Below are 18,393 nucleotides of genomic sequence, written 5' to 3' on the forward strand. Positions count from 1 at the left end.
GGCCCGCGCACGGCGGCGCTCAGAGGAACCGCTGCAGGGCGAGGTAGACGAGCACGCTGGTGATCAGGAGGGTCGCGACGACCACCGTCGGCGCGAACGCCCGGTGCCCCGACAACCGCTGCCACGGAGTGGACAGCTCGGGCCGGCGGAAGTCTCTCTTCGGGTCTCGATCCGGCATGCGCCCCTCCGCTGCTTCGGCACGACGGGCCCCTCCCGTCACCGGTTCTTCGGAGCGGCCTGTCCCCCGGATTGGTCACAGGGGGTGCAGGTGTCGTAGGGCGGACGGGACTTGAACCCGTGACCGACGGATTATGAGTCCGCTGCTCTGACCAGCTGAGCTACCGCCCCGAGACCGCGGCCGGGCAGCCGCGGAATCGAGACAACGATACCCTGCCCCGCGGCACGGGCAGGTGCGCGACGCCAGCGCGGGCAGCCCCCCGCTCAGGCCGGCGGCGTGCTCGACACGGGGTGGGGCGCCTCGGGCACCGGCTCCCCGCGGTAGATGTGCTCGAACGTCGTCAGCGTGCGCTGGATGTCGTGCGCCTCCACGATGCGCAGCGACTCGTTCTTGAAGCGGTCGAGCTCCTCCTGCGGCAGGGTGAGCACGCGCTCCAGCCGGTCGGCGAGCTGCTGGGCGTCGCCCGGGGCGAAGAGGTAGCCGTTCTCGCCGTCGTGCACGAGGTGCGGCAGCGCCATGGCGTCGGCGGCGACCACGGGCAGTCCGCTCGCCATCGCCTCCATGGTGGCGATGCTCTGCAGCTCGGCGATCGACGGCATCGCGAAGACGGTGGCCCGCGTGTAGAGGCGCTGCTTCTCCTCCTCGGTGACGTAGCCGGTGAAGGTGACGCGGTCGCCGATGCCGAGCTGCTGCGCCATGGTCTGCAGGTTCTTCAGCTGGTCGCCGCCGCCGACGATGTCGAGCTTGACGTCGAGGGAGTCGGGCAGCAGCTGGATGGCCTTGAGCAGCACGTCGAGGTGCTTCTCACCGGTGACCCGGCCGACGAAGATCACCCGGTTCTCGGTGTGTGGCGCGAAGTCGGGCACGAACAGCGAGGCGTCGACGCCGCAGGAGATGGCGTAGACGTCGTGCAGGCCGGTCTCCTTCTCGAAGTAGTCGGCGGCCCGGCGGGTGGGGGCGGTGACCGCGTCGGCGCGCAGGAACGATCGGCGGGCGGCGGCCCAGGCGAGCCCGATTGCCCAGTTCTGCAGGAACTTCGGGATACCCGTGAAGGCCAGCATGTTCTCGGGCATGAAGTGGTTCGTGCCGACGATGCGGATGCCGCGCTTCTCGGCCTCGGTCGAGAGCCCCCGGCCGATGATGATGTGCGACTGGAAGTGCACCACGTCGGGCTGCACCTCGTCGATGATCCGCGCGCTGTTCTGCCGGATGCGCCACGGCATCGCGAAGCGCAGCCAGTCGTGCGGGTACCAGCGCCAGCTGTACAGGCGGTGCGCGGTGATCACGTGGCCGTCGTAGACCTCTTTCCAGGTGCCGTGCTTGCGCCCGGCGGAGGGGGCCACGACGTGCACGTCGTGTCCGCGCGAGGCGAGACCGGAGGCGAGGTGCTCGGAGAAGCGGGCCGAGCCGTTGACGTCGGGCGAGAAGGTGTCGGCGCCGATCAGGATGCGCAGCGGCCGGTCCGTCGTTCCGGGTGCCGGCCGGGCATCCGGTGCGGTGTTCGGATCACGGGAGTCAGTCAAACCGTCGTCTTCCTTGGGATGGGGGCGGGCCGCACGCCGGCGGACACCGCGGGTTGAGGAGAAAACTACCCTAGTGCTGCGCCTGGGGGTGGTAGCGCGCGAGCCCGAACACGCCGACGACGGCGATCGCGCCGCATGCGATGAACGCGAACATGGCCCAGAGCGGCGCCTGGGAGGCCTCGCCGAGCACCAGGATGCCGATGCCCACCGCTACGAGCGGGTCGATCACGGTGAGGCCGGCGATCACGAGGTCGGGCGGGCCGGACGAGTAGGCGTTCTGCACGAAGTAGCCGCCGAGCGCCGCGGCGGCGAGGAGACCGATCAGGGCCAGCACGGTGAGCCACTCGAAGTCGGCCTGGAAGATGCGGCTGATGACCACCTTCGCGAGGGTGGCCACGAAGCCGTAGAGCACGCCAGCGCCCACGATGTAGGCGATCGCCTTGAAGCGGCGGCGCAGGAAGGCGAAGCCGACCGCGAACAGGGCCAGCACGACGGCGAGGATGATCAGGATGACGATCAGCTCGCGGGTGCCGACGGGCTTGTCGACCGCGGTGAAGGCCGCGACCAGCACGAACAGGCCGACACCGCCGACGCACAGCACGATCGAGATGATCGAGCTGCGGTTGAGCTTGACCTTGCTCACCCGCGAGTTGAGCACGGCCGTGATCACGAGGGCCACCGCGCCGAGGGGCTGCACCACGATGATCGGCGAGAAGCCGAGGCTGGTGAGCTGGAACACGATCGCGAGCCCGAGCATCACGGTGCCGAGCACCCACGACGGGCGACCGAGCAGCGCCATCATCTGGCGGGCGTTCAGGCCCTTCTCGGCCTGGTTGGTGTTCGCCTCGACCTTCGCGACCCCGCGGTGCTGGAACTGGGCGCCCAGGCTGAGGAAGACCGCGCCCACGAGGGCGATCGGGATGCCGATGAACTGCTTCGGGTCGAGAGCGATCGGCTCGGTCAGCTGAAGCATGTCGAGAGGCACTCGTCGACAGTACCCTGCGGGTACCCCGGTTAGGCTTAGCGAATGGCCGTTCTCCCGATTCGGATCTCCGGCGATCCGGTGCTGCACACGCCCGCCTCCCCCGTCGTCGCCATCGACGACGAGCTCCGCTCCCTCGTGGCCGACATGTTCGAGACCATGGACGCGGCGCCCGGAGTGGGCCTCGCCGGCCCGCAGGTGGGCGTGCCGCTCCGCCTCTTCGTCTTCTCCTACGTCGAGGACACGGGCGACGAGGACACGGGTGACGAGGAGGGCGACGACGACTCCCCCGACGACACCGCGTCCCTCCGCGAGTACCGCGGCGTCGCCATCAACCCCGAGCTCTACATCTCCCCCACCTCGGTCGAGCCGGCCGACCCCGACACCGAGTCCGAGGGCTGCCTGTCGTTCCCCGGCGAGCGGTTCCCGCTGGTGCGGGGCGAGTCGGCCATCCTGCGTGCCACCGACCTCGACGGCCGGCCCTACGAGATCGAGGCGCACGGCTGGCTCGCCCGCATCTTCCAGCACGAGTTCGACCACCTCGAAGGGCTGCTCTACATCGACCGGATCGATCCGGTCTACGCGAAGGTGGCCCGCAAGATCGAGCGCAAGAAGGGCTGGGGCGTGCCCGGCTACGCGTGGCTGCCCGGGGTCGACGAGCTCGACGCCTAGGAGTTCGCGCCTCGTCAGTTTCTGTAGGGCCGGTTATTGAAGTGCCGGTTCCTGAAGGTCGGCGCGGCGGGGCTGCTCAGGTGAGCATCCGGATGCCCGCGGCGACCAGTGCCGCGACGATCACCACCACGACGAACGGAACGCGCAGCGCGTAGAGCACGGCGGCCACCAGCACGGCCGGCACCCGCGCGTCGAGCTGCACGGCCTGACCGGCCCCGAAGGTCTGCACGCCGATCAGTGCCGCCAGGAGCGCCACCGTCATCAGGTTGGCGACGCGGGCGACGGTCGGGTGCTCGAAGGCCTTCGGCGGGATCAGGTAGCCGGCGACCTTGAGCGCGGCGCAGACGATCGAGGCGAGGAGGACGATCTGCCAGGCTGTCATGCGGCACCTCCCGCCGGCGGGCTCGGCCGGGCCGACGGCTCGGCCGGTGACCCGGCCGTCGGCTTCGCGGCGAACAGGTTGAAGCCGCCCACCACGAGGGCGACGCCCGCCGCCACGAGAACGGGCAGGCCGGGCACCAGCACGGGCGTCAGCAGCGTCGCCACGACGGCGGCGGCCACCGCGACGGCCTGCGTCTGGCGCTCCTTCAGGCGCGGCCAGAGCAGCCCCAGGAAGGCTGCGGCCGCGGCGGCGTCCAGACCGTAGGCGCTGACGTCGCCGAGCAGGTCGCCGATCAGCGCGCCGATGAGGGTGGTGAGGTTCCAGCCGAGGTAGATGGCGAGGCCGGTCACCCAGAAGCCGGCCCGCTGCGCTGCGGGCGTGGTCTGGGCGGTGGAGACGGCAACGGACTCGTCGATGGTCAGCTGCGCGGCGGCCGCCCGGCGCCAGAAGCCGGGGCCGACGACGGGGGCCATCCGGATGGAGTAGAAGACGTTCCGGGTGCCGAGCAGCGCGGCGCTCGTGATCGCGGCGGGGCCGGCCGCGAGACCGCCCGAGGCGAGCACACCGATCAGGGCGAACTGCGAGCCGCCGGTGAACATCACGAGGCTGAGGAAGCAGGTCTGCCAGACGTCCAGGCCCGAGAGGGTCGCGAGGGCTCCGAACGAGATGCCGTAGACGGCGGTGGCGAGGCCGACGGCGAGGCCGGAGCGGATGGCCGCGCGCTCCCCGGGGGTGCGCGGCCCAGGGGTGCGCTGCCCAGGGGTGCGCGGCTCGGCCATTCCCCGATCCTGCCAGAGGGTGGGCGCAATCCGGGAACCGGCCGTGAGCGGCGCGCAAGCCCTGGCCGCCCCGGGAGGGCGAGCGTAGGGTGCGAAGGACGCACGAGGCTTGTGGGAACGGACGATCGACGATGATTGAACACGAATACGGGCGGGTGGTGCACCACGGAGGGCGCACGTTCTTCGCCACCGAGACGATGGCCGAGATCTTCGAGGCGGCCGCGGCCGACATCGTGGCCCGAGGTGACACGGAGCTGGTGCCGCTGCTACACCGCGGCGGGGTCGACCTGCTGCTGGTGGGGCCGCGCGTGCCGATCGCTGTGCGGCGCATCGAGGTGGGCCGGGCACCGGTGGCGGAGCCTGAGAAGCGCACCGCCGTCTGACACCAGGGCTCGACGCTCGGCCTCTGGTTCAAAGCGAAGCGCGGCCCGGAGCCCGGAGCTCGCCTTAAATAAGGAAAGCCTCGCGGGTGGAGCCGCGAGGCCTTCGCTCCCCGACTTGGACTCGAACCAAGAACCTGCCGGTTAACAGCCGGCTGCTCTGCCAATTGAGCTATCGAGGAATGGTGCTGCCGGAACAGCGCTCAATACATTACCACCACTTTCGCGGCGCTCCTGACACCGCGGCGTCAGTACCCCGCTGCCGGGTCGACGCGCCCCGCGAACTCGCCGGTCTCGAGGAACGCGCGCACGTTGTGGCGCACGCGCGCGGCCAGCAGCGGCGCGATCATCTCGGGCGTGTCCGCCGAGTGCGGGGTTGCGATCGCGTTGTCGAGCGAGAAGAGCGGATGCCCGTCGGGCAGCGGCTCGGGATCGGTCACGTCGAGGGCGGCCCCCGCGATGCCACCGCTCTCGAGGGCGGCGACGAGCGCCTCGGTGTCGACGAGGCCGCCGCGCGCGATGTTGACGAGGTGGGCGGTGTCGGGCAGGAGCTCGAGCTGGCGGGCGCCGATCAGCTTGTCGGTGCCGGCGGTGAACGCGGCGGCGACCACCAGGAGGTCGGCCTCGGGCAGCACCTCGTCGAGCTGCTCCACCGTGACGGTGCGGTGAGCTCCCGCGACCGGGTCGGCGGAGCGGCGCACGATGGTGACCGTCACGCCGAACGGCTCGAGCAGCCGCAGCAGCTCGAGGGCGATGCCGCCGGCGCCGATGATGACGACGTTCAGCCCGTAGAGCGAGGATCCGATCTTCGGGCCCCACGTCGTGGCACGGATGCGCGTGGGCAGTTCGCGGAGGAGCGCCAGCGCGAGCGTCAGCGCGTGCTCGGCCACGGGCTGGGCGTAGGCGCCCTTGGCGCTCGTCCAGACGAGACCGGGGCGGTCGTGGTCGCGGATGGAGTCGGCGAAGGCGTCGACGCCCGCCCAGGGCAGCTGTACCCAGCCGATGCCGGGGTAGGTCGAGATGATCTCGTCGAACTGCTCGGGACGGTCGTGGGCGAGCCAGACGATGCCCCGGGTGTCGTCGCCGAGCGGTGCGACGGTGCCGCCGGCCGCCTCGACGGCCTCCACGAAGGTGGGATCGGCCTCGGGCAGCACGGCGATCGGGCCGGGCTCGGGCCGCTCGCCGGCGGGCAGCGCGTCGGCGGCGACCGCGAGCACCTCGCGGTGGCGTCCGTCGAAGGATCGGGATCGGGGCGTCATCGGGCTCCTCGGGTCTCGTCGTCGTTCGGGTTCAGCGTGCCGACCGGGTCATCGTCGGCGTCGGCGGCTTCCGGCTCGTCGGCGTCCTCGACCGCGTCGTCATCCGCCTCATCGTCCCCGTCGAATTCGTCCTCGCCGAAACCGTCCTCGCCGAAACCGTCCTCGTCGAACTCCTCGTCGTCGAGCCCGTCGCCGTTCAGCTCCTCCGCGAGACGCACCACGTACGGGTGCCGCGGGTCGGCGAGCACGTCGTCGATCGGCCCGAGGCCCACCACGACGCCCTCATGGATGACGGCCACCCGGTCGGCGCTCCGCCGCAGCGTGTCGAGGTCGTGGCTGATGATCAGCGCGCTCGCACCGCGTGCCCGCTGCAGGCCGGCGATCACGTCGACCACCGCGCTCCGCACCGAGACGTCGACGCCCGCGGTCGGCTCGTCGGCGATCAGCAGCACCGGGTCGAGGATGAGTCCGCGCGCCACCGCCACCCGCTGCCGCTGCCCGCTGGACAGCTCGTGCGGCAGCTTCATCATCGAGCCCACGGGCAGCAGCAGCGCGTCGACGAGCGTGGCGGCCTTCAGGCCGGCCTCGTGCCGGTCGTAGCGCTTGTCGCGGAGCAGCAGCGGCTCGGCGACGAGCTCCGCCACCGTCATGTTCGAGGTGAGCTTCGACCCGGCGTCCTGGGCCACGTAGCCGACGCCGAGGGTGAGCTTGCCGAGCTTGCCCCGGCGGATGCCGCGCATCTCGAATCCGAGCACCTCGAGACTGCCGCCGATGATGCGCGGCGACGACTCCTTCGAGGCCCGCAGGGCGGCCTGCCCCGACGCCACGTGCGCGAGCGTCGACTTGCCGGAGCCGCTCGACCCCACCAGCCCCACGATCTCCCCGGGGGCGACCGTGAGCGTGAACCCCTTCACGGCGGTGAAAGCGGGACTGACGCTGTGCGAGGGGTACTCGATCGTCACGTCGGAGGCGGAGAGCACGTTTCGTTCGACCATCAGGCTTCGAGCCTAGGCGCGAAGTCGCGCCAGACCCCGACGGCACGGCGGATGCTCGGAGATTGCGCGACCCGGCCCACCGCTCCCTCAGGCGCGGTGCGATCGGGCGCTACTCCCCGACGAAGGCCCGCCGGTCGGCCTCGAGCTGCGCCGACTGGATCTGGATCTCGCGGTAGAGCACCGGCTCCGCCACCCGGTCGGTTCTCTGCAGCCGCAGCACGAGCTCGTCCTTGCGGCGGCTGAGATCGCGCTCGACGAGGGCGCGCACGACTCCGCGCAGGTAGTTCTCGGGCGCGCGCTCGGGTCGCTCGGGAATGGGCGCGACCGCCAGCTGCTCGACCAGGGTGCGGTACTCCGGCGGCACGTCGGCCTGCACCGTCTGCACGAAGTCGGGCTGGTCGAAGTGCTCCACGTTCCGCGCGACGGCGTCGCGCACGGCGGCCAGCGGCGCGCTGGCGAAGCCGCAGCCAGTCGACCGGGTGAGCAGCTCGGCGCCAATCACGGTGGGCGACTGCAGCATGGCCATCAGGGCATCCCGCTCCCGGCGCACGGTGGTGGTGGAGGGCAGCTCCGTGAGGGAGACCGCGGGCACCTGGACGGGCACGGCCTCGAGGGTCGTCACCGACGCCACCTGGGGGTCGGCCGCCGGCGAGGGCCGGTACCCGCCCTGGCCACCGGATGCTCCCTGGCCGCCCTGGCCGCCCTGACCGCCCTGGCCACCCTGACCGGCCTGGCCACCCTGACCGCCTCGGCCGTCCTGCCCACCGGCGCCGCCCGGTCGCAGCGCCCCGCGGTCGCCACCCGGCGCACCGCCACGATCACCGCCGTTGCCCTGCCCTTGTCCGTGGCCCTGCCCCGCACCCGAGCCGCCGCTCCGCACCGAACGCTCGACCGCCTGCTGCACCACGTCGAGGTCGGTGCCGAGCATCTTCGCGAGCTGCCGGGTGTAGGCGGGCCGGAGCGCCGAGTCGCGGATGTCGGCGACGATCGGCGCCGCGTCCCGCAGCGCGGCCACACGACCCTCGACGGTGTCGAGGTCGTAGGCCGAGAGCTTCTGCCGGATGACGAACTCGAACATCGGCTTCTTGCTCTTGATCAGGCGGCGGACGGCGTCGTCGCCCTTGGCCAGACGCAGGTCGCAGGGGTCGAGACCGTCGGGCGCCACGGCGACGTAGGTCTGCGCGGCGAAGCGCTGCTCCTCGCTGAACGCGCGGAGGGCGGCTTTCTGGCCCGCGGCGTCGGGATCGAAGGTGAAGATGACCTCGCCGAGGCCGGCGGAGTCGTCGGAGAGCACCCGCCGCATGATCTTGATGTGGTCGACGCCGAACGACGTTCCGCAGGTGGCCACCGCGGTCGTGACGCCGGCGAGGTGGGCCGCCATGACGTCGGTGTAGCCCTCGACCACGACGACCTGGCGGCTGCGGGCGATGTCGCGCTTGGCGAGGTCGAGCCCGTAGAGCACCTGCGCCTTGTGGTAGACGATCGTCTCAGGGGTGTTGAGGTACTTCGGGCCCTTGTCGTCGTCGAACAGCCGGCGGGCGCCGAAGCCGACGGTCTGCCCGGTCTGGTCACGGATCGGCCAGATCAGCCGCCCGCGGAAGCGGTCGTAGGTGCCGCGGTCGCCCTGGCTGAGCAGGCCCGCCGCCGTGAGCTCCTGCTCGGTGTAGCCGCGGCCGCGGAGGTGCTTGCCCAGGTTGTCCCACCCCTGCGGGGCGTAGCCCACGCCGAAGCGCGCGGCCGCCGCGGCGTCGAAGCCGCGCTGGCCGAGGAAGGCGCGGCCGGCCTCGGCACCGGGCGAGGTGAGCTGCTCGGCGAAGTACTCCCGCGCCGCCTCGTTCGCCGCGAGGAGGCGTGCCCGGTTGCCCTGGTCGGCCGCCGCTCCCCCGTCTTCGTAGTGCAGCTGGAAGCCGATCTTGGCGGCGAGCCGCTCGACGGCCTCGGAGAAGGTGACGTGGTCCATCTTCTGCAGGAAGGTGAACACGTCGCCGCCCTCGCCGCAGCCGAAGCAGTGGTAGTAGCCCACCTGCGGCCGCACGTGGAAGCTCGGCGACCGCTCGTCGTGGAACGGGCAGAGCCCCTTCATGGAGCCGACGCCGGCGCTCTTCAGGGTGACGAAGTCGCCGACGACGTCGGCGATGTTGATGCGCGACCGGACCTCGTCGATGTCGTTGCGACGGATCAGTCCTGCCATGTCACCCGCCCTGCCATCTCGCCCACCGGTCCTCCTAGGATAGAGCCCGCCTGGGCCCCTCGGCCGCGAGCAGCTCTTCTCCCAGCCGGCCCGCATCGCCCTGTGCGCAGAGCCGCTCGTACCAGGCCAGCGCCGTCTGATCGGTGAGGCTCGCGACCTGGTCGACGACCACCCGCCGGGCGGCCCGGTCGTCGGTGGCGGTGCGCCAGTCGTCGGCGAACGCGGGGTCGAGCGCGGCCCCGTCGCTCTGCCAGAGGCGGTCGGCGAGCTCCATCAGGAGCCCCCGCTGCTGCTGGTAGAGCGGCTGCCTGGCGTCGTTCGACATGACGAACACCGAGACGATGCCCTTGAGCGTGGCGATCTCGGCGGCCACCCAGTCGGGCACGATGACGTCGGCGCCGTAGCGGGTGATGCTCGGCGTCGGAAAGGACTCGCGGGTGGCCCGCGTGGCCGCTCCGGCGAAGCGCCCGATCAGCTGGCTGGTGAGGTTCTTCAGCCCGGCGTGGGCGCGACGCGAGTCGTCCCACTCCGAGAGCCAGACCTGCAGCGAGTCGAGGCGCTCGAACGCCTCGCTCAACTCGTCGAGCGTGAAGCCGCCGCCGGCACGGGCATGGATGCTGCGCACCAGATCGGCGTGATCGACCCGCCGGGCCAGCACCCGTACGTCGATGTAGCCGTTCAGCACGGCGTCTTCGAAGTCGTGCACCGAGTAGGCGATGTCGTCACTGAGATCCATCACCTGGGCCTCGACGCAGAGCTTCCGGGCCGGCGCTCCGGCCCGGAACCAGTCGAACACCGGCGCGTCGTCGTCGTAGACGCCGTACTTCAGCCGGCCGCTCGGGTCTTCGACGGGGTCGGACGCCGCCCACGGGTACTTGCAGCTCGCGTCGAGGCTCGCCCGGGTGAGATTGAGGCCGTAGCCGTGCCCGCTGTCGTCGAACACCTTCGCCTCGAGCCGCGTGAGGATGCGCAGGCTCTGCGCATTGCCCTCGAAGCCGCCGATCGACTGCGCCCACTGGTTGAGGGCCTTCTCGCCGTTGTGACCGAACGGCGGATGCCCGAGGTCGTGCGCGAGGCACGCGGAGTCGACCACGTCGGGGTCGAGGTCGAGGCTGGAGGCGAGCTCCCGCCCGACCTGTGCCACCTCGAGCGAGTGGGTGAGCCGGTTGCGCGCGAAGTCGGCGACGACCGTGGGGCTCAGCACCTGCGTCTTGGCCGCCAGGCGGCGAAGCGACGAGGAGTGCAGGATTCGGGCGCGGTCGCGCTGGAAGTCGCTGCGCCGGGTGTAGTGCTCCTCGGGCAGCATGCGCTCGGCGTCGGACTCGGCGTAGCCCTTCGTGGGCGCGAAGGTCTGCAGGTCGAGGGCGTCAGCCACCGCTGTTCTCCTTCTCGGCCGCGGCGACCTCGGCACGGCCCGCGGTCTCGAGCGAGCGCGACTCCAGCCAGCGGTCGGGCAGCGAGGGGCGCTTCGGGCTGCCTGCCCGGCCGCGGGGGCCCTCGGCGTCGGCGCCCGGGTAGGGCATCGACCAGTCGAGCTCGGCCAGGATCTCGTCCATCTGCTCGAGGCTCTGCACCGTGCTGAGAGCGGCGCGCACCTCGTGCCCGGCCGGATAGCCCTTGAGGTACCAGGCGACGTGCTTGCGGATGTCGCGGCAGGCCCGGCCCTCGTCGTCGTAGAACTCCACCAGCAGCTCGGCGTGCCGGCGGAGGGTCTGCGCGACGACGCCGAGCGACGGCGCCGCCCGCAGCGCCGCCGCCTCCTCGGCCGAGAGCTCGCCCGCGCGCACCCGGAATGCGGCGGCCAGGTCGCCGAACAGCCACGGCCGGCCGAGGCAGCCGCGCCCGACGACCACGCCGTCGCACCCGGTCTCGTCGACCATGCGGATGGCGTCTTCGCCCGACCAGATGTCTCCGTTGCCGAGCACCGGGATCGAGCTGATGGTCTCTTTCAACGTCGCGATGGCCGACCAGTCGGCCTGACCGCTGTAGAAGTCGCTCGCCGTGCGGGCGTGCAGCGCGATCGCCGCGGCGCCCGCCCCCTCGGCGGCCTTCGCGGCCTCGAGGTAGGTGAGGTGGTCGGAGTCGATGCCCTTGCGCATCTTCACGGTGACGGGCACGTCGCCGGCGGCCTCGACGACCGACTCGACGATCTCACGGAAGAGGTCGAGCTTCCAGGGCAGCGCGGCACCCCCGCCCTTTTTGGTGACCTTGGGCACCGGGCAGCCGAAGTTCATGTCGATGTGGTCGGTGCGGTCTTCGTCGACCAGGATGCGGGCGGCCTCGGCCATGGTGGCGGGGTCGACGCCGTAGAGCTGGATGGAGCGGGGCGTCTCGCTCGGGTGGTGCGTGATGAGGCGGAAGGTCGCCTCGTTGCGCTCGACGAGCGCCCGGCTCGTGATCATCTCGCTCACGTAGAGCCCGGCGCCGAACTCGCGGCAGAGCCGGCGGAACGCCGTGTTCGTGATGCCGGCCATGGGCGCGAGCACCACCGGCACGTCGAGCTGGATCGGCCCGATGGCCAGCCGGTCGGGGGTGAGGGTTGAAGTGGACATCGGGTCAATTCTCCCAGACGTGGACGGCCACGGCGACGCGGCCGGGAATCCTGTGGACGGATCGATGGTTGCTCCGACTGTGATGGACGAGACGGACGAAACAGAGACCCCGGCTGCGGACCGGCCCACGGGCACCGACCGCGTGCGCGAGCACGCCCGCCGACTCGGCCTCGAGGTCGAGGTCGTCGAGCGCCCCGAGGCGGGCTCGCTGCAGGAGGCCGCAGCGCTGCTCGCGCTCGAGCCCGGCGACATCGCCAAGAGCCTCGTGGTCAAGCGCCACGACGGCGACTTCCTCTTCGCGCTCATCCCGGGCGACCGCCAGATCAGCTGGCCGAAGCTCCGCACCCTCGTCGGAGTGAACAAGCTCTCGATGCCCCACCAGGACGTCGCGCTGGCCGCCACCGGCTACGAGCGCGGCACGATCACCCCGCTTGGCAGCACGACCGAGTGGCCGGTGTACCTCGACGAGTCCTTCGCCGGCCGCCGGGTCGCGATGGGCGCGGGTGCCCACGGCCACAGCGCCTACGTCGACGCGGATGCGCTGGCCGCGGCCCTCGGCGCGACCGTCGCCGACATCAGCGAACCGCTGCCCGAACGCTAGAACGAGCAGGAGTCGCCCTCGCAGCTCGCCCCGGGAGCGCCCAGCACGGTCAGCAGAGGTGTGACGGCGGGAACGGCGCCGGTCGCCCCGGCCGATGCCTCGGCACGAGCATCCGTCGCCGTCATGAGCCGACCTCGACCCGCTCGCCGGCCACCTGGGCCAGCACCTGCGCGAACGTCGCCGGATCCTGAGCGCCCGACACCCCGTACTTGCCCTCGAAGACGAAGAACGGCACGCCCTGGATGCCGAGCTCCTGCGCCTGGCGCTGGTCGGCCCGCACGGCGTCGACGTTCTCGCCCGACTCGAGCGAGCGCACGACGTCGTCGCGGTCGAGTCCGAGCTCGGCGGCCAGGTCGGCGAGATCCTCGATGCGACCGACGTGCCGGCCCTCGACGAAGTAGGCCTTGAGCAGGCGCTCCTTCATCTCGAGCTGCAGCCCGTGCGCCTTGGCGTAGTGCATCAGCTCGTGCGCCTTGACGGTGTTGGTGTGCTTCAGCGCGTCGTAGTCGTAGTCGAGCCCGACGGAGGAGGCGATGCCGGTCACGCGCTCGAGCATCTGCGAGGCCTGCTCGGCCGGGATGCCCTTGTGGCCCGAGAGGAACTCGATCTCGTCGCCGTCGAAGTCGACGGGGGTGTCGGGCGAGAGCTCGAAGGAGTGGTACTCGATCTCGACGGGCACGGAGCCCTCGGTCGAGGCGTACTCCTCGATGCCGAACTCGAGCTTGCGCTTGCCGATGTAGCACCACGGGCAGGCGATGTCGCTCCAGATGTCGATCTTGATGGCCTCGGAGGAGGCAGCAGAGGAGGCAGCGGTGTCAGTCACACGAGAGGCAACGCGAACGGATGCCCGCTCATTCCGCCTCGATCGACGACGTCTCGGCGGCCGGAGCGTCGACCGCCCCGCCGAACCGCCGGTTGCGCCCCGCGTAGTGCTCGATGGCCTGCCACAGGTCGACCCGGCTGAAGTCGGGCCAGAGCCGGTCGAGGAACACCATCTCGGCGTAGGCCGACTGCCAGGGCAGGAAGTTCGAGGTTCGCTGCTCGCCCGAGCTGCGAACGAACAGGTCGACGTCGGGCAGCTCGGGTACGTAGAGATGGCGCTGGATGAGCTTCTCCGAGACGGCGGAGGGGCGGATGCGGCCGGCCGCGACGTCGTCGGCGATCGCCCGCACCGCATCCGTGATCTCGTTGCGGCCCCCGTAGTTGACGCACATCGTCAGCGTCAGCGTGCTGTTGTGAGCCGTCAGCCGCTCGGCGAACTGCAGCTCCTTGATCACGCTCGCCCAGAGGCGGGGCTTGCGGCCGGCCCAGCGGATGCGCACGCCCCACTCGTTCAGCTGGTCGCGCCGACGGTGCAGCACGTCGCGGTTGAACCCCATCAGGAAGCGCACCTCGTCGGGCGAGCGCTTCCAGTTCTCGGTGGAGAAGGCGTAGACGCTGACGTGCTTCACGCCGATCTGCACGGCTCCGGCGACCACGTCGAGCAGGGCCGCCTCGCCGGCGCGGTGCCCCTCGATGCGGGTCAGGCCGCGCTGATTCGCCCAGCGGCCGTTGCCGTCCATCACGATCGCGACGTGCTTCGGCACCGCGGCGGCGGGCACGGCGGGCGGGTACAGGCCCGTCCAGTCGAGGGGGCGGAACGGCTCGGCCTTCGGCGACGTGAACGGAACGGGACTCAACTCGGCTGCACCTTCTTCTGCGGCTTCCCCGGCCCCCGTTCGACGTGCTCGAGCGATCGGAGCCCGCGTTCCAGGTGCCACTGGGTGTACGCCGCAACGATACCGCTCGCGCGCGAGCGCACCGGGCCGTCGGCGGCGTCGGCGGTCGTCCAGTCGCCCGTGAGCAGGGCGGTCAGCAGCTCGAGGGTGCTGGTGTCCAGGCGCGGCGTGCCGGGCGGGGCGACCGACTCGGCCACCACCCCGCCGAGCTGCACCACGAAGGCGGAGTGCGGGCCCGGCTCCCCCGTCACGGCGCAGTCGTGGAAGCTCGGTGCCCAGCCGGCCATCGAGAGCGCCCGCAGCAGGTAGGAGTCGAGCGTGGCGTTCGGGCCGTGCTCGCCACGGGCGAGCGAGCGGAGGGCCCCCACCAGCAGCAGGTACTGCTGCAGCGAGGGCTCCTCCTCCGTGAGCTTGTCGGCGGTCTCGACCATGGCGCTGGCAGCGGTGTAGCTGGCGTAGTCGGCCGTGATCTCGGCGCCGTACGAGCCGATCGTCACCGCCTGCGTGATGGTGTCGAGGGTGCGGCCCTCGTAGAACTGCACGTCGGCGACCATGAACGGCTCGAGCCGGGCCCCGAACTTCGACGCGGTGCGGCGCACCCCGCGGGCGACGGCCCGCACCTTGCCGTGGTGCCGGGTCAGCAGGGTGACGATGCGGTCGGCCTCACCCAGCTTGTGGGTGCGGAGCACCACGGCGTCATCACGGTAAACGGGCACAGCCCATTATCCCGCGCCCGGCCGGATGCCCGGCCAGGCGCGACCGGTGAGGCGACGCCGAGACCCCGCTCGCGCGCCACCCCGCCGGCGGATGCCCGCAGAGCTACGCCGAGACCCCGCTCGTGCGCCACCCCGCCGGCGGATGCCCGCAGAGCTACGCCGAGACGAGCTCCCGCTCGGCATCCCGCACACGGATCGCCCGGTTGACCGCCGACACGACCGCCTTCAGCGACGCGGTCGAGATGTCGGCGTCGATGCCCACGCCCCAGAGGCGGTTGCCGTCGACCTGCAGCTCGACGTAGGCCGCGGCCAGGGCGTCGCCCGAAGCGCTGAGGGCGTGCTCGACGTAGTCGTAGAGCTTGATGTCGACGCCCTGCTCGGTCATCACGTTCAGGAACGCGGCGATCGGGCCGTTGCCCGAGGCCGAGGTCTCGATCACGTCGTCGCCGACGCGCAGGGTGACGTCGAGCGCCACCGATCCACCGAGGTCGCTCGAGGTGCGGGTGCGGTGCAGCTCGAAGCGGCCCCACTTCTCCTCGGCGGCCGAGGAGGGCAGGTACTCGTCCTGGAAGACCGCCCAGATCTGCTCGCTCGTGACCTCGCCGCCCTCGGCGTCGGTCTTCGCCTGCACGACGCCCGAGAACTCGATCTGCAGCTTCCGCGGCAGGTCGAGCGCGTGGTCGGTCTTCAGCAGATAGGCGACGCCGCCCTTGCCCGACTGGGAGTTGACGCGGATGACCGCCTCGTAGGAGCGCCCCAGGTCTTTCGGGTCGATCGGCAGGTAGGGAACGGCCCAGACCAGGTCGTCGACCTCCTTGCCCTGGGAGGCGGCGTCGGCGGCCATGGCCTCGAAGCCCTTCTTGATGGCGTCCTGGTGCGAGCCGCTGAACGCCGTGTAGACGAGGTCGCCCGCCCAGGGGCTCCGCTCGTGCACCTTCAGCTGGTTGCAGTACTCGGCCGTGCGGCGCACCTCGTCGAGGTCGCTGAAGTCGATCTGCGGGTCGATGCCCTGGGTGAACAGGTTGATGCCGAGGGCGACCAGGTCGACGTTGCCGGTTCGCTCCCCGTTGCCGAACAGGCAGCCCTCGATGCGGTCGGCGCCGGCCAGGTAGCCGAGCTCCGCGGCGGCCACGGCGGTGCCGCGGTCGTTGTGCGGGTGCAGCGAGATGATGACGTTCTCGCGGTGGTTCAGGTGCCGCCCCATCCACTCGATCGAGTCGGCGTAGACGTTCGGGGTCGCCATCTCGACGGTCGAGGGCAGGTTCAGGATGACCTTGCGATCGGGTGTCGGCTCGAACACCTCGAGCACCTGGTTGCAGATGTCGACGGCGAACTCCAGCTCGGTGCCGGTGTAGCTCTCGGGCGAGTACTCGTAGTAGACCTGCGTCTCGGGCACCAGGCTCTCGAAGGAGCGGCAGAGGCGTGCGCCCTCGAGGGCGATGTCGACGATGCCCTGGCGGTCGGTGCGGAACACCACGTCGCGCTGCAGCACGCTGGTGGAGTTGTAGAGGTGCACGATCGCCTGCTTGGCGCCCGCGATCGACTCGTAGGTGCGGCGGATCAGGTGCTCGCGCGCCTGGGTCAGCACCTGGATCGTGACGTCGTCGGGGATCGCGTTCTCCTCGATCAGCGAGCGCACGAAGTCGAAGTCGGTCTGCGAGGCGCTCGGGAAGCCGACCTCGATCTCCTTGTAGCCCATGCGCACCAAGAGGTCGAACATGATGCGCTTGCGCTCGGGGCTCATCGGGTCGATCAGCGCCTGGTTGCCGTCGCGCAGGTCGACCGCGCACCAGCGGGGCGCCTCGGTGATGTGCTTCGCGGGCCAGGTGCGGTCGGGCAGCTCGACAGCGAACTGCTCGTGGTAGGGCCGGTACTTGTGGATCGGCATGGCCGAAGCGGCCTGGTTGTTCTTCATGTCGTGCGTTCCTTCGTCAGAATCTGGTCAGCCATCGGCGAACTCCGCGACGAGGGAGGCCTGGAGACTAGGACTCGTCGCGGCAGCTAAGAAGGAGCAGACCGAACAGCACGCGCCCAGATTAGCACGATCGCCCGCCCCGTCTGAGGTCGTCGTGACACGGTGACCGGCTCCGCCCTGGGGCGGCGGATGGCACCGCGGTAGGGTGAGGGCACCGACACGGGAGGTTGTCCATGGCTGTGACCAGTGAGTCGACGACGGTCTGGCGGGGTGACCTCGAGAGCGGATCGGGCACGACCACGCTCGACAGCTCCGGCGCGGCGAGTCTCGCCGTGAACTGGCGGGCCCGCTCCGAGGGGGCCGAGAGCGTGACGACGCCCGAGGAGCTCCTCGGTGCCGCGCACGCCTCCTGCTTCTCGATGGCCTTCGCCGCCGCACTCGCCCGCGGCGGGCACGCGCCCGAGTCGCTGCAGACCACCGCGGCGGTCACCTTCGACCCCGCCCACGGCATCACCGGCAGCCATCTGCTCGTCAGCGCGGTCGTGCCCGGCATCGACGAGGCCGACTTCCAGCGCATCGCCGAGGAGGCCAAGACGGGCTGCCCGGTCTCGAAGGCCCTCACGGGCATCCCGGTCACCCTCGAAGCGAGCCTCGCGTGAGCGCCGCCCAGACGGTGCTCATCGCCGGCGGCTCCGGCTTCATCGGCACCGAACTCACCCGCCAGCTGCGCGCGGAGGGCCACACCGTCCTCATCCTCGTGCGCCGCCCGGCCCGCACGCCGACGGAGCGCTCCTGGGACCCGGAAGCCCGCTGGATCCCCTCGGCCGTCGTCGAGGGCGTCGACGCGATCGTCAACCTCTCCGGCGCCTCGATCTCGAAACTGCCGTGGACGCTCCCCTACAAGCGCGAGATCCTGCAGTCGCGTGTGCTCGCCACCAGCACCCTCGTCGACGCCATCGCCCGTACCGAGAACCCGCCCTCGGTCTTCATCTCGGGCTCGGCCGTGGGCTTCTACGGCGACCGGCCCGGCGAGACGCTCACCGAGTCGTCGCCGCTCGGCACCGGGTTCCTGGCCAAGGTGACGGATGCGTGGGAGCGCGCCGCCGCACCGGCCGCCGCGCGCACGCGGCTCGTCACGGCACGAACCGGCCTCGTCGTCGGCAAGGGCGGTGGCGCCCTCAAGCCGTTGACCCTGCTCGCGAAACTCGGACTCGCGGGCCCGGTCGGCAGCGGCGAGCAGATCTGGCCCTGGATCAGCCTCTACGACGAGGCGGCCGCGCTGCGGTACCTCCTGACCTCCGATCTCTCGGGCCCGGTCAACCTCGTGGGCCCGCGCCCGGCGCCGGCCTCCGAGGTCGTGCGCACCCTCGCCGAGGACCTGCACCGCCCCTACTGGCTGCCGGCCCCGGCGTGGGCGCTCAAGGCGGCCCTCGCCGACGCCGGCCGCGACCTGCTGCTCGCCGACCAGGACGTCTCGGCGCAGAAGCTCCTGTTCAACGGCTTCACCTTCCGCGACGGCACGATCGAGGCGGCCCTCAGCCAGATCTGAC

19 protein-coding genes and 2 tRNA genes are annotated in these 18,393 nt (G+C 71.2%); 5 read left to right on the top strand and 16 right to left on the bottom strand.

Going from position 1 to position 18,393, the window contains the following annotated elements:
- Positions 1-19 precede the first annotated feature (19 nt).
- From BJ984_RS13775 to BJ984_RS13790, 4 genes are all read right to left on the bottom strand, one after another.
- Complete coding sequence (locus BJ984_RS13775) at positions 20-178, bottom strand: hypothetical protein (RefSeq protein ID WP_179548490.1); 159 nt, start codon at positions 176-178, stop codon at positions 20-22.
- Between the two features lie 96 nt (positions 179-274).
- Positions 275-348: transfer RNA gene (locus BJ984_RS13780), tRNA-Ile, on the bottom strand.
- Between the two features lie 93 nt (positions 349-441).
- Complete coding sequence (locus BJ984_RS13785) at positions 442-1,701, bottom strand: glycosyltransferase (protein WP_218870077.1); 1,260 nt, start codon at positions 1,699-1,701, stop codon at positions 442-444.
- Between the two features lie 70 nt (positions 1,702-1,771).
- On the bottom strand, positions 1,772-2,674 hold the full coding sequence (locus BJ984_RS13790) for a DMT family transporter (RefSeq protein WP_173181135.1): 903 nt from the start codon (positions 2,672-2,674) through the stop codon (positions 1,772-1,774).
- Between the two features lie 54 nt (positions 2,675-2,728).
- On the opposite strand from BJ984_RS13790, the gene BJ984_RS13795 reads away from it, so the two are divergent.
- Positions 2,729-3,355 carry a peptide deformylase gene (locus BJ984_RS13795; RefSeq protein ID WP_179548491.1) on the top strand — a complete coding sequence of 209 codons (627 nt, stop codon included), beginning with the start codon at positions 2,729-2,731 and terminating at the stop codon, positions 3,353-3,355.
- A gap of 76 nt (positions 3,356-3,431) precedes the next feature.
- On the opposite strand, the gene BJ984_RS13800 is transcribed toward BJ984_RS13795, so the two are convergent.
- Positions 3,432-3,737, bottom strand: a complete 306-nt coding sequence (locus tag BJ984_RS13800) for an AzlD domain-containing protein (RefSeq protein WP_179548492.1) — start codon at positions 3,735-3,737, stop codon at positions 3,432-3,434.
- Entirely contained in the window at positions 3,734-4,516 is a 783-nt protein-coding gene (locus tag BJ984_RS13805) for an AzlC family ABC transporter permease (RefSeq protein WP_179548493.1), read from the bottom strand. The genes BJ984_RS13800 and BJ984_RS13805 overlap by 4 nt, the downstream gene beginning before the upstream one ends.
- A 131-nt stretch (positions 4,517-4,647) precedes the next feature.
- Here BJ984_RS13805 and BJ984_RS13810 point away from each other — a divergent pair, with 131 nt between their 5' ends.
- Positions 4,648-4,899 (top strand): hypothetical protein, encoded by a 252-nt coding sequence (locus BJ984_RS13810; RefSeq protein WP_179548494.1) that lies wholly within the window; start codon positions 4,648-4,650, stop codon positions 4,897-4,899.
- Between the two features lie 106 nt (positions 4,900-5,005).
- Here the strand turns inward: BJ984_RS13810 and BJ984_RS13815 are convergent.
- From BJ984_RS13815 to dusB, 6 genes are all read right to left on the bottom strand, one after another.
- Positions 5,006-5,078: transfer RNA gene (locus BJ984_RS13815), tRNA-Asn, on the bottom strand.
- A gap of 66 nt (positions 5,079-5,144) precedes the next feature.
- On the bottom strand, positions 5,145-6,155 hold the full coding sequence (locus BJ984_RS13820) for a D-isomer specific 2-hydroxyacid dehydrogenase family protein (protein ID WP_179548495.1): 1,011 nt from the start codon (positions 6,153-6,155) through the stop codon (positions 5,145-5,147).
- Positions 6,152-7,150, bottom strand: coding sequence for an ATP-binding cassette domain-containing protein (locus BJ984_RS13825; protein ID WP_179548496.1), 999 nt, complete (start codon positions 7,148-7,150; stop codon positions 6,152-6,154). Before BJ984_RS13825 ends, BJ984_RS13820 begins: the two co-directional genes overlap by 4 nt.
- A gap of 109 nt (positions 7,151-7,259) precedes the next feature.
- A complete protein-coding gene (gene dnaG / locus BJ984_RS13830; protein WP_179548497.1) occupies positions 7,260-9,341 on the bottom strand; it encodes a DNA primase in 2,082 nt (693 codons plus the stop codon).
- A gap of 34 nt (positions 9,342-9,375) precedes the next feature.
- Positions 9,376-10,716: a deoxyguanosinetriphosphate triphosphohydrolase gene (locus BJ984_RS13835; RefSeq protein WP_271206555.1), complete on the bottom strand. Its 1,341-nt coding sequence runs from the start codon at positions 10,714-10,716 to the stop codon at positions 9,376-9,378.
- Positions 10,709-11,893, bottom strand: coding sequence for a tRNA dihydrouridine synthase DusB (dusB, locus tag BJ984_RS13840; protein ID WP_179548498.1), 1,185 nt, complete (start codon positions 11,891-11,893; stop codon positions 10,709-10,711). The genes BJ984_RS13835 and dusB overlap by 8 nt, the downstream gene beginning before the upstream one ends.
- Before the next feature lie 64 nt (positions 11,894-11,957).
- On the opposite strand from dusB, the gene BJ984_RS13845 reads away from it, so the two are divergent.
- The gene (locus BJ984_RS13845; RefSeq protein ID WP_246306468.1) at positions 11,958-12,494 is read left to right on the top strand and encodes an aminoacyl-tRNA deacylase; all 537 of its coding nucleotides are present in this window, start codon (positions 11,958-11,960) and stop codon (positions 12,492-12,494) included.
- 121 nt (positions 12,495-12,615) lie between these two features.
- On the opposite strand, the gene BJ984_RS13850 is transcribed toward BJ984_RS13845, so the two are convergent.
- From BJ984_RS13850 to leuA, 4 genes are all read right to left on the bottom strand, one after another.
- Positions 12,616-13,317 carry a DsbA family oxidoreductase gene (locus BJ984_RS13850; RefSeq protein ID WP_179548499.1) on the bottom strand — a complete coding sequence of 234 codons (702 nt, stop codon included), beginning with the start codon at positions 13,315-13,317 and terminating at the stop codon, positions 12,616-12,618.
- A gap of 28 nt (positions 13,318-13,345) precedes the next feature.
- Positions 13,346-14,173 carry an isoprenyl transferase gene (locus BJ984_RS13855; RefSeq protein WP_179548500.1) on the bottom strand — a complete coding sequence of 276 codons (828 nt, stop codon included), beginning with the start codon at positions 14,171-14,173 and terminating at the stop codon, positions 13,346-13,348.
- Positions 14,170-14,928, bottom strand: a complete 759-nt coding sequence (gene recO, locus BJ984_RS13860; RefSeq protein ID WP_179548501.1) for a DNA repair protein RecO — start codon at positions 14,926-14,928, stop codon at positions 14,170-14,172. Before recO ends, BJ984_RS13855 begins: the two co-directional genes overlap by 4 nt.
- Positions 14,929-15,082: 154 nt before the next feature.
- Positions 15,083-16,843 carry a 2-isopropylmalate synthase gene (gene leuA, locus BJ984_RS13865; RefSeq protein WP_179548502.1) on the bottom strand — a complete coding sequence of 587 codons (1,761 nt, stop codon included), beginning with the start codon at positions 16,841-16,843 and terminating at the stop codon, positions 15,083-15,085.
- Positions 16,844-17,076: 233 nt separating this feature from the next.
- Between leuA and BJ984_RS13870 the strand changes: the two genes are divergently transcribed.
- Together BJ984_RS13870 and BJ984_RS13875 are read left to right on the top strand one after the other, a co-directional pair.
- Positions 17,077-17,502, top strand: a complete 426-nt coding sequence (locus BJ984_RS13870; protein ID WP_179548503.1) for an OsmC family peroxiredoxin — start codon at positions 17,077-17,079, stop codon at positions 17,500-17,502.
- Entirely contained in the window at positions 17,499-18,392 is an 894-nt protein-coding gene (locus BJ984_RS13875) for a TIGR01777 family oxidoreductase (protein ID WP_179548504.1), read from the top strand. Before BJ984_RS13870 ends, BJ984_RS13875 begins: the two co-directional genes overlap by 4 nt.
- Position 18,393: the final 1 nt, after the last annotated feature.

Source organism: Herbiconiux flava, from assembly GCF_013409865.1.
Classification (GTDB): Bacteria; Actinomycetota; Actinomycetes; order Actinomycetales; family Microbacteriaceae; genus Herbiconiux; species Herbiconiux flava.